The organism is Rhodobaculum claviforme (assembly GCF_016653255.1).
Taxonomy (GTDB): Bacteria; Pseudomonadota; Alphaproteobacteria; order Rhodobacterales; family Rhodobacteraceae; genus Rhodobaculum; species Rhodobaculum claviforme.
The window spans coordinates 1-9148 of sequence record NZ_NHSD01000142.1 but is presented as its reverse complement, the minus strand read 5'-3'; the positions used below and the strand labels follow the sequence as shown (position 1 = coordinate 9148).

Here is a 9148-nt window from a genome sequence, read left to right as displayed (position 1 = left end):
TATCGGTCGGGGCATCGGGCGGGGCCGTCACGGACCCAGTCCCGACCGAAGGCCCAACGGCCGACGATCGACCGCCCGCGACGGGCTCTGCTGCGATCTCGTCCCCGGCGGCGCCCTCGGCCACCGGGCGCAGCCACCGCGCCAGCACCGCCGCCGCCACCACCAGCCCGGCCCAGACCACGAACAGGTACACCCCCTCGCGCGCCGTCGCGGCGCCGGGCGGGGCATCCACCGCCCCCTCCCCCCACAGGCGCGGCAGAAGCAGCAGGAAAATCCCCACGAACGGCAACAGCCGCGCGGCATCCATTGCCCGGCGGCGCCGATACCCCGCGCGTGCCAGATACAGCGCCGGGCGCGGCGGCGTCATGGCCCGACCATCTCGCGGACCGACGCCAGCACCTCGGTGTTGGAAAACGGCTTGGCCATGAACCGGCTCGCGCCCGAGCTTTCGGCCAGCGCGCGGTCATGGGTCTGCCCGCGCGCGGTCAGCATCAGCACCGGCAGCGCCGCGGTCCCTGGCTCCGCGCGCAGCGCGCGCAGGATCTCCAGCCCCGTGCGCCCCGGCAGCATCATGTCGAGGATCACGAGATCGGGCCGCGCCGCGTGGATCACCTCCACCGCGTCGGCACCGTTGTCATGGGTGCGCACGTCCCAGCCGTCCCGCGTCAGCAGAAAGCTGATCGCGGTGACGATGTTCGGCTCATCCTCGATCAGCAGGACACGCTTGCCCATCCTGCGGCTCCCCCTTCCGCGGTGTGGGTCCTCACTCCCAGGGCGCCACTATCACCAAGAACCGCGCCGCTGTCAAAACGCCCTGCGGCGGCGGCGGCATCGCACATGCCGGACGACGCAGCCCAGCCGCGCCCCGGGGTCCCCGGGCGCATCCCGTGCACCCGACTCACCCCCGGCGCAGGCCAGCCCGCCCCCGGGGCGATAAACGACCGATGAAAATCCGGGCGGCCGTTTCGCGGTCTGCAAAAGTTAACCATAACCCTTCAACCAAGAGCAGATCTGCCTAAATTTTTCCTAAACCGAGCCGTGAAATTTACCTTGGTTTTCAGAAATGCATTGCCCGACGGGCCACCCCCAAACTATGTTCAATTCGTTACGTTATTGAACCTAGTACACGGGTGCTCAAATGAACATGAGAACAATGCTGGCCACTGGCCTGCCTGCCCTGCTGTTGTCGGCGACGACGGCGCTGGCGTCCACCACCTTCACCTCCGAGAACGGCTCCTTCACCATGACCGGCGCCTTCGGGATCCCCGGGATCTCGGCCCCAAGCGGAAGCAACGTGCTTCCCGCTGCGCCGACCACGCCCGCCGGCCAGACCATCACCCAGGAAAACTTCGAGAGCTTCACGCCGGGCACCTCGATTGACAACACCACTGGCTTGTCCACGTCCGTCGGGGTGTTCAACGGGATCGGCGGCACCGGCAGTGGCAACTCGGCTCAGACCCCCAAGGATGAAATCAAGATCCAGACCGGCGACTACTTTGGCCGCTTCAATGTCCTCGACACCCTCGGATCCTTCGACGGAAGACGGTACACGGCGACCGGGAACTTCCTCGACTCCAACGACACCAATGGTTTCAGCTGGACGATCACCAACAATCCTCTGCTGCGGTCGGCATGGGCGTTCATCACCGACCCCAATGACGCCCAGGGGCAGTTGCGGGTGGAAATGAGGGTCGACGGCGCGCAGATTGGCTCTGACAATCTGCATGTTGCCAGCGGCGCCGCGCAACCCAACGGTCAGATCTGGCTTTTTGAAACTGACTTTGCCAACCTCGGCAACTGGAACACGGTCGAGTTCCGCTTCAGCAGCCTTGGCCCCAACGGTGAGTCCCGCAATGATGGAGTCGGCCTCTCCAACCCGACAATCTCGGCGATCCCGCTGCCCGCACCGGCGCTGATGCTGCTCAGCGGCCTCGGGGCGCTGGGGGGGCTGTCGATCGCCCGGCGTCGCCGCGAGACCGCCAAGGCCTGAGGCCCGCACGGTCGATCACGACATCGCACGAACCTGACGCGGCCGGCATCACGCCGGCCGCGTTTCATGTCCGGACCGTGGGCCGCGCGCCGCCGCCGGTCCGCTGCGCCGGTTCGGCCCCGATCAGGCGGGATAAGCGGCTGCCCTCGCTGGACAGCCCCCCGGCAAGGGTCTAGACGGCTCGGGTCCGAACGGCGGGCAATAATGAGGGAGAGGGGCCCATGCGCGTCTATTACGACCGCGACTGCGACGTGAATCTGATCAAGGATCGCAAGGTGGCGATTCTGGGCTATGGCAGCCAGGGCCACGCCCATGCGCTGAACCTGCGCGACTCGGGCGCGAAGAACGTGGTCGTGGCGCTGCGCGAAGGCTCGCCGTCCGCGAAAAAGGCCGAGGCCGAAGGGCTGAAGGTCATGGGCATTGCCGAGGCCGCCGCCTGGTGCGACCTCATCATGTTCACCATGCCCGACGAGCTTCAGGCCGAGACCTATCGCAAATACGTCCACGACAACCTTCGCGACGGCGCGGCGATCGCGTTTGCCCACGGCCTCAACGTGCATTTCGGCCTGATCGAGCCGAAGCCGGGCGTCGATGTCATCATGATGGCACCCAAGGGCCCCGGCCACACCGTGCGCGGCGAGTACACCAAGGGCGGCGGCGTGCCCTGCCTCGTGGCGGTGCACAACGACGCCACCGGCCGCGCGCTGGAGCTGGGCCTGTCCTACTGCTCGGCCATCGGCGGCGGGCGCTCGGGCATCATCGAGACCAACTTCAAGGAAGAGTGCGAGACCGATCTGTTCGGCGAACAGGCGGTGCTCTGCGGTGGCCTGGTGGAGCTGATCCGCATGGGCTTCGAGACCCTGGTGGAGGCCGGCTACGCCCCCGAGATGGCGTATTTCGAGTGCCTGCACGAGGTGAAGCTGATCGTGGACCTGATCTACGAGGGCGGCATCGCCAACATGAACTACTCCATCTCCAACACCGCGGACTGCCCTACGAGGAGACGAAGGCCCGCATGAAGGCGGTGCTGTCGGACATCCAGACCGGCCGCTTCACCCGCGACTGGATGCAGGAGTGCAACTCCGGCCAGGCGATGTTCAAGGCCACGCGCCGTCTGAACGACGCCCACCAGATCGAAGCGGTCGGCGAGAAGCTGCGCGGCATGATGCCCTGGATCACCGCCGGGCGCATGGTCGACAAGGCCAAGAACTGAAGCCCCCCTCCCGGCCGCCCCGCGGCCGGGACCACCGCGCGGCACATCCGGTGCCGCGCGCCGTTAGCGCGGCAATACCATCTGCACCCGCAGACCGCCCAGCTCCGGGCTGTCGTCCAGCAGAAGCTGGCCTCCGTGCCCGCGCAGCACATCCGCCACGATCGCCAGACCCAGCCCCACCCCGGCGCCGCCGCCGGGTTGGCGGTCACGGTTCCGCGCGGCATCGAGCCGGGCAAAGGGCTGCACCGCCTCGGCGCGCTGATCGCGGGGGATGCCGGGGCCGTCGTCCTCGACCACGATGCGGCAGGCACCGGGCGCGCAGCGCAGCGTGACCCGGCAGCGGCTGCCATAGCGGGCCGCATTGCCGATCAGGTTGTCGAGCGCGCGCGCCATCAGGAGCGGCCGCAGCGCAACGACCAGCGGGCGCGTCATCCCGACCGCCTCGACCGACAGGCCCGCCCGGGCGGCACGCTCCAGCGCCGCTTGCGCAAGCCCGCTCAGGTCGGTGGGCACCACCTCGTCCGTGGCCGCCCCGCTGGCATAGGCAAGGAACGCATCCACCAGCCGCTCCATGTCCTCCACATCGCCGGTCAGCGCGTCGATGTCCGGCCCCTCGCCCAGCAGTGCAAGGCCCAGCCGCAGCCGGGTCAGCGGCGTGCGCAGGTCGTGGCTGACGGCCGACAGCATCAAGGTGCGCTGCTCGATCTGGCGCTCGATCCGGTCGCGCATGGCCAGGAACGCCTGCCCCGCCGCGCGCACCTCGGTCGCGCCGCGCGGGCGATAGGGCAGCGTCTGACCCTTGCCGAACGCCTCGGCCGCGGCCGCGAGCTGGGTGATGGGGCGGAGCTGGTTGCGCAGGAACACATAGGCGATCGCCGCCATCAGCAATCCCGTGACGATGACGATGACCAGCAGCTGGTGCGGGTTCGACGCCGACACGCGCCGTCGCTCCATCGTGACCTGCATCGGGCCGTGCGCGGTCTCCAGCCACAGCCCGACCTCGCGGCGGCCGCTGACCAGATCGACCGCCAGCACCCCCGGCAGATCCGCGCGCAGGGTGGCGATCACCGCGCGCCCCGTCAGGTCGTCCAGCGCGCGCCGGTCGACATCCGGCGGCACCGCATCCGTCGGCAGCCGCCCCTGCAACCCCAGCGGCGCGACCAGCCCCGCAAGGGTCCTGCGCGCGGCCGCACGGTCCGGCGCCTGCTCCACCTCGCGCAGCAGATACGCAAGGCTGCCGGAGATGTTGCGCGTCATCTGCTCGGCCACGCCGTCGTAATGGCGCTGGATGAACACCACCGACACCACCAGCTGCAATGTCAGGATCGGCAGCAGCAGGATCAGCGCCGCCCGGCCATACAGCCCCCGCGGCAGGAATGTCTTGAGCGCTCGGCGTGCCATGGCCCGAGCCTATGCCATCCACACCACGCACACGACCCCAAACACACAGCGCCCAACGCCGCCGTGATCCCCCCGCGCCGACGCAAGGACTGGCGCGGCCCCCCTCCGACGCGATAGAGTGCGACCGCGATGTGCCTGCACCCGCCGGCCCACATTCTGGGAGATCCTGCCATGAAACCCCGCCTTACGCTGGCCCTTCTTGCCTGTGGCGCCCTCGGCCTGGGGGCCTGCACCACCACCACCGCCACCGACGACAACAGCCGCACCCGCCAGGGCGCGCTGACCGGCGCCGCGCTGGGCGGCGTCGCCGGGGCGCTGACCGGCAGCGGCCGCTCGGGCGGCGACCGGTTGTTCCGCACCGCCGTGGGCGCGGGCGTCGGCGCGGCCATCGGGGGCGTGATCGGACAGCGGCTGGACGCACAGGCCGCCGAGCTGCGCCGCGACATGGGCCAGAACATCGACATCCAGAACACCGGCCGCGAGCTGATCGTGACCATGCCGCAGGACCTGCTGTTCGACATCGACAGCGCCAGCCTGCGCCCCGACCTGCAACAGGACCTGCGGGTGCTGGCCACCAGCCTCAACCGCTACCCCGACAGCACGATCCGCGTGACCGGGCACACCGACAACACCGGCTCGGCCGCCCACAACCAGCGCCTGTCCGAGCGCCGGGCCTCCTCGGTGACCACGGTGCTGCGCAATTCGGGCGTGGACGGACGGCGGCTTGTCGCCACCGGCGCGGGGCTGACACAGCCCATCGCCTCCAACGCCACGCCCGAGGGGCGGCGCCAGAACCGCCGGGTGGAGATCTTCATCATCCCCAACCAGACCTGAGCGCCCAACCGGACCTGAGGGCCCAACAGGACACTGAGGGCCCAACAGGACACTGGGCACGGCCGAACGCCCGGCACACCGCCGGGCGTTTTGCCATTGCAGGCCCTGCACCCACCGGTCATATTCCTTGACCAGTGGGAGGGGGGCACCATGCCATTTCGAAAGGTGCAGGCCGAACGGCTCAGCGCGGGCGTCGTGCGACAGATCGAGCTTCTGATCCTGCGCGGCATCCTGCGCCCCGGCGAACGCCTGCCCGGAGAACGCGAACTGGCCGAACGGATGGGGGTCTCGCGCCCCAGCCTGCGCGATGCGCTGGCCGATCTTCAGGCGCGCGGGCTGCTGGCGGCGCGGGCGGGGTCGGGCGTGTATGTGGCCGATGTGCTGGGTTCGGTGTTCTCGGACGCGCTGGTGCAGCTGTTCGCCAGCCACGACGAGGCGGTGTTCGACTACGTCTCCTTCCGCCGGGATCTGGAGGGAATCGCGGCCGAACGTGCGGCCCGGCACGGATCGGACACCGACCTGCGGGTGGTGGACACGATCTTTCAGAAGATGGAAGCCGCCCATTCCAAGCGTGACCCCACCGACGAGGCCCGCCTTGACGCCGAATTCCACCTTGCGATCATCGAGGCGTCGCACAACGTGGTGATGCTGCACCTGATGCGGGCGATGTTCGACCTGCTGCGCGCGGGCGTGTTCTACAACCGGCAGGCCATGTTCCGCCAGCGCACCACCCGCGACATGCTGCTGGACCAGCACCGCGCCATCAACACCGCCGTCCAGGCGCGTGATCCCGCCGCCGCCCGCGCGGCCATCGAGGCGCACCTCGACTACGTCACCGGATCGCTCACCGACCTGCGGGTCAGCGAAAAGCACGAGGCCATCGCCCTGCAACGCTTCGAGCACGCCCGCAGCCTGTGACCACGCCCCACCCTCGGGAGGTACCATGCACGCGCTGTTCTTCGAGATGCGCCCGAAGCCCGGACATCTGGCGCATTACTTCGACCATGTCGCCCGGCTGCGCCCGCTGCTGGCGCGGCACACCGGGCTGTGGTGGCTGCACCGCTTCGAGGCGCTGGACGATCCCGGCCTGATCCTGTCTCACCAGCACTGGGCGGACGAGGACGCGATCCTGGGCTGGCGGCGCGACCCCGACCATCGCCACGCGCAGGAGGCCGGCCGGCGCGTCCATTTCGCGGACTATCGCATCCGCGTCGGCACCGAGGTGACGGACGCCGACGCCCCCGGCGCCCGGGCCGTGCTGACGGTGCTGGCCGATGCCCCCGCGCCCGCCCTCGCCGATCAGCGGGCTGCGCGGGCCTACCGGAGCCTGACGGACGACGGCGTGGTGCTGACCCTGATCGAGGCAGCCGACAGCGCCCGTGCCCGCGCCATGCTGCCGGCCGTGGCCGCCACCCCGGGTCTGCGCGCGGCGCATGCGTTCGCGATCACCCGCGACTATGGCCTGACCGACCGCGCGGCGGCGCCGCAATAGGACACGCCCACCCGTCCCCGCATTGCGGGCCCCCGGCCGACCGGCGACGCCTCAGGGATGCGACGTCAGCTTAGCCCGTATGCGGTGCACCAACACCCAGACCGCCAGCACCACCGGAGGCGTCAGGATCGCAAGCAGCCACCCCCGCCCGACGCCCAGCGGATCGGCCAGCGGGGCGGCCAGATTTCCCACCAGCCCCACCGCATAGTAGCTGATGGCGACAACCGACAGCCCCTCGACCGTGCGTTGCAGCCGCAGTTGCGTATCGGCACGCTTGTCCATGCTTTCCAGCAGCCGCTGATTCTGGGCCGAGCGGTCGACATCCACCCGTGTCCCCAGCAAGGTCCCCGCCCGCATCGAGCGGTCCGCCAGGTTGCGCAGCCGCGCATCGGCGGACTTCACCGTCCGCATCGCCGGATCGAAGCGGCGCAGCATGAACTCCTGCAGGGTCTGGCGGCCGAACATGCGCTCCTCGCGCAGCACCTCGATGCGCTCGTGCAGGATCGCCTCATAGGCAAAGGTGGCCGAGAACCGGAACGAGGACTTGACCAGCAGGTTCTCCAGCTCCGAGGAAATCCCCAGCAGCGCCGTCAGCGTCTCCTCGGGGCGGCTGTTGTCGACGACGGTCATGGTGCCCACCAGCCGCGACAGCCGGGTGTCCAGCTCTCCGATCTGCGGCGACAGCTCCCGCGCGCGCACGAAGCCCAGCATCGACAGCGCCTTGTAGGTCTCGATCTCGCACAACCGCTGAACGAGGCGCCCCAGACGGCGGCGCCCGACACCGGATGCGGCAAACACCCCCATGCGCATGTGCCCGGCACTGTCGATGCGGAAATCGCTGGCGATCACGGCGCCCGCATCGGGCACACGCGAACACGCCACGCTTTCCTGCACGAACCAGTCGCCCAGCCGCGCGCTGATCTCCGCCTCGTCGTCCGGCAGGTGATCGATGCGCAGCAGGATCGATGTCAGCCGCACCCCCGGCACCTCCTCCAGCCAGTCGGCGGGAAAGGCGTCAAACGCCGCCGGATCGAACGGCCGCTGCCCCACCCCGGGCACAAAGGCGGTGTAGGTGACGAATTCGGTGTGGCTTTCCCACTTCAGACGGAACCGGCCCAGGTCGGCAAAGTGATGCGTCGCCCCCTTGGGCGGGTGCGGCGCACCGAAACGATCCAGCAGCGCCAGCAGATGCGTCCAGTCGCGGCCCCGATCCCGCCGGGCCGCATCCGTCACCGGCTTGACCGCCAGATAAGCCACCTGGCAGGGCGCCTCCACCTGCGGAAAGGGACGCGCGTGAAGCTCGTTGGCCAGGGTGAAGCGGAGCGGATGGTCCTCGATGTTCGGCATTGACGGCTCCTGAGTGGCCCGCGCATCCGGACCCGTGACAGGTTACGCGCCCGCGCGGCCGTTGCCAACGCGCGCAGCGGGCGAAGATGCCGCACCGCAGCAGAAATGCCGCGTGGACAGTCGCCGGGACGCCGCACGGCCGCTTCCCCCCGACCACCCGCAACCGCGCGGCCGACCTCAGCCCTCGGGGGCGGTTGTGCGCGCCAGCAGGCGTTCGACCTCCGGGCCGATGGCGGCGACGATCTGGCGCACGCCCTCGGCGTTGGGGTGGATGCGGTCCTCCTGCATCAGATCCGACAGCGACAGCCCCGCCGCCGCCTTCTCGCCGATGGGCCCGAGGAAGTCGGGATAGTGGATCGCACCCCACTGCTCCGCCAGATCCGCGTACATCGCCTCGAAATCGCGCTTGAAATCGGGGCCATAGTTTCCCGGCGCGGGCAAGCCCGCCAGCAGCACCGGCACCCCGGCACCGTCGGCGGCCGCGAGGATGCCCGACAGGTTGGCGCGGCTGGCGGCCGGGTCGATCCCGCGCAGAAGATCATTGCCCCCCAGCGCCACGATCATCGCGTCCGGCCCATCGGCCAGCGTCCAGTCCATCCGCGCAAGCCCCCCGGCGGTGGTGTCGCCCGACACCCCGGCGTTGATGACCTCCACGTCATGGCCGCGCCCGCGCAGCCACGCCTGCAACACCGGCACGAAGCCCTCCTCGGCCGGCAGGCCGTACCCCTGTGTCAGGCTGTCGCCGAGCGCGACCAGCCGCAGGTCCTGCGCCGCGACCGGCACCGCCAGCAGCGCCAGCGCCGTCACACCCGCGACAGCGCCGCGGCCAAGGCGATGGACAATCCCGCCCCCGACCCCATATGCCGCAGAA

General features: G+C 69.8%; 9 protein-coding genes and 1 pseudogene. 5 read left to right on the top strand and 5 right to left on the bottom strand.

Features of this window, described 5'->3' with window-relative positions:
• Both CCR87_RS04555 and CCR87_RS04550 read right to left on the bottom strand, forming a co-directional pair.
• Positions 1-367 (bottom strand): hypothetical protein (locus CCR87_RS04555; protein ID WP_242511854.1); only part of this gene is annotated, 367 nt, incomplete at its 3' end.
• Positions 364-732 (bottom strand): response regulator transcription factor, encoded by a 369-nt coding sequence (locus CCR87_RS04550; protein WP_201156385.1) that lies wholly within the window; start codon positions 730-732, stop codon positions 364-366. The genes CCR87_RS04555 and CCR87_RS04550, both read right to left, overlap by 4 nt.
• A gap of 421 nt (positions 733-1153) precedes the next feature.
• On the opposite strand from CCR87_RS04550, the gene CCR87_RS04545 reads away from it, so the two are divergent.
• The gene (locus CCR87_RS04545; RefSeq protein ID WP_201156384.1) at positions 1154-1990 is read left to right on the top strand and encodes a hypothetical protein; all 837 of its coding nucleotides are present in this window, start codon (positions 1154-1156) and stop codon (positions 1988-1990) included.
• A 221-nt stretch (positions 1991-2211) separates the two neighbouring features.
• Positions 2212-3203 (top strand): annotated as a pseudogene (gene ilvC, locus CCR87_RS04540) (ketol-acid reductoisomerase).
• A 63-nt stretch (positions 3204-3266) separates the two neighbouring features.
• Here the strand turns inward: ilvC and CCR87_RS04535 are convergent.
• Positions 3267-4604, bottom strand: a complete 1338-nt coding sequence (locus tag CCR87_RS04535; RefSeq protein ID WP_201156383.1) for an ATP-binding protein — start codon at positions 4602-4604, stop codon at positions 3267-3269.
• 171 nt (positions 4605-4775) lie between these two features.
• Here CCR87_RS04535 and CCR87_RS04530 point away from each other — a divergent pair, with 171 nt between their 5' ends.
• The 3 genes from CCR87_RS04530 (at position 4776) to CCR87_RS04520 (ending at position 6930) form a co-directional block, all read left to right on the top strand.
• Positions 4776-5438 (top strand): YiaD family glycine zipper/OmpA-like lipoprotein, encoded by a 663-nt coding sequence (locus tag CCR87_RS04530; RefSeq protein WP_201156382.1) that lies wholly within the window; start codon positions 4776-4778, stop codon positions 5436-5438.
• 150 nt (positions 5439-5588) lie between these two features.
• Positions 5589-6356: an FCD domain-containing protein gene (locus CCR87_RS04525; protein ID WP_201156381.1), complete on the top strand. Its 768-nt coding sequence runs from the start codon at positions 5589-5591 to the stop codon at positions 6354-6356.
• Positions 6357-6381: 25 nt separating this feature from the next.
• Entirely contained in the window at positions 6382-6930 is a 549-nt protein-coding gene (locus tag CCR87_RS04520) for an antibiotic biosynthesis monooxygenase family protein (protein WP_201156380.1), read from the top strand.
• Positions 6931-6981: 51 nt separating this feature from the next.
• Here CCR87_RS04520 and CCR87_RS04515 read toward each other — a convergent pair whose 3' ends face one another.
• Positions 6982-8277: a DUF3422 family protein gene (locus CCR87_RS04515; RefSeq protein ID WP_201156379.1), complete on the bottom strand. Its 1296-nt coding sequence runs from the start codon at positions 8275-8277 to the stop codon at positions 6982-6984.
• A 177-nt stretch (positions 8278-8454) separates the two neighbouring features.
• Positions 8455-9148: arylesterase (locus CCR87_RS04510; protein WP_420850146.1), on the bottom strand; the 694-nt coding region annotated here is incomplete at its 5' end.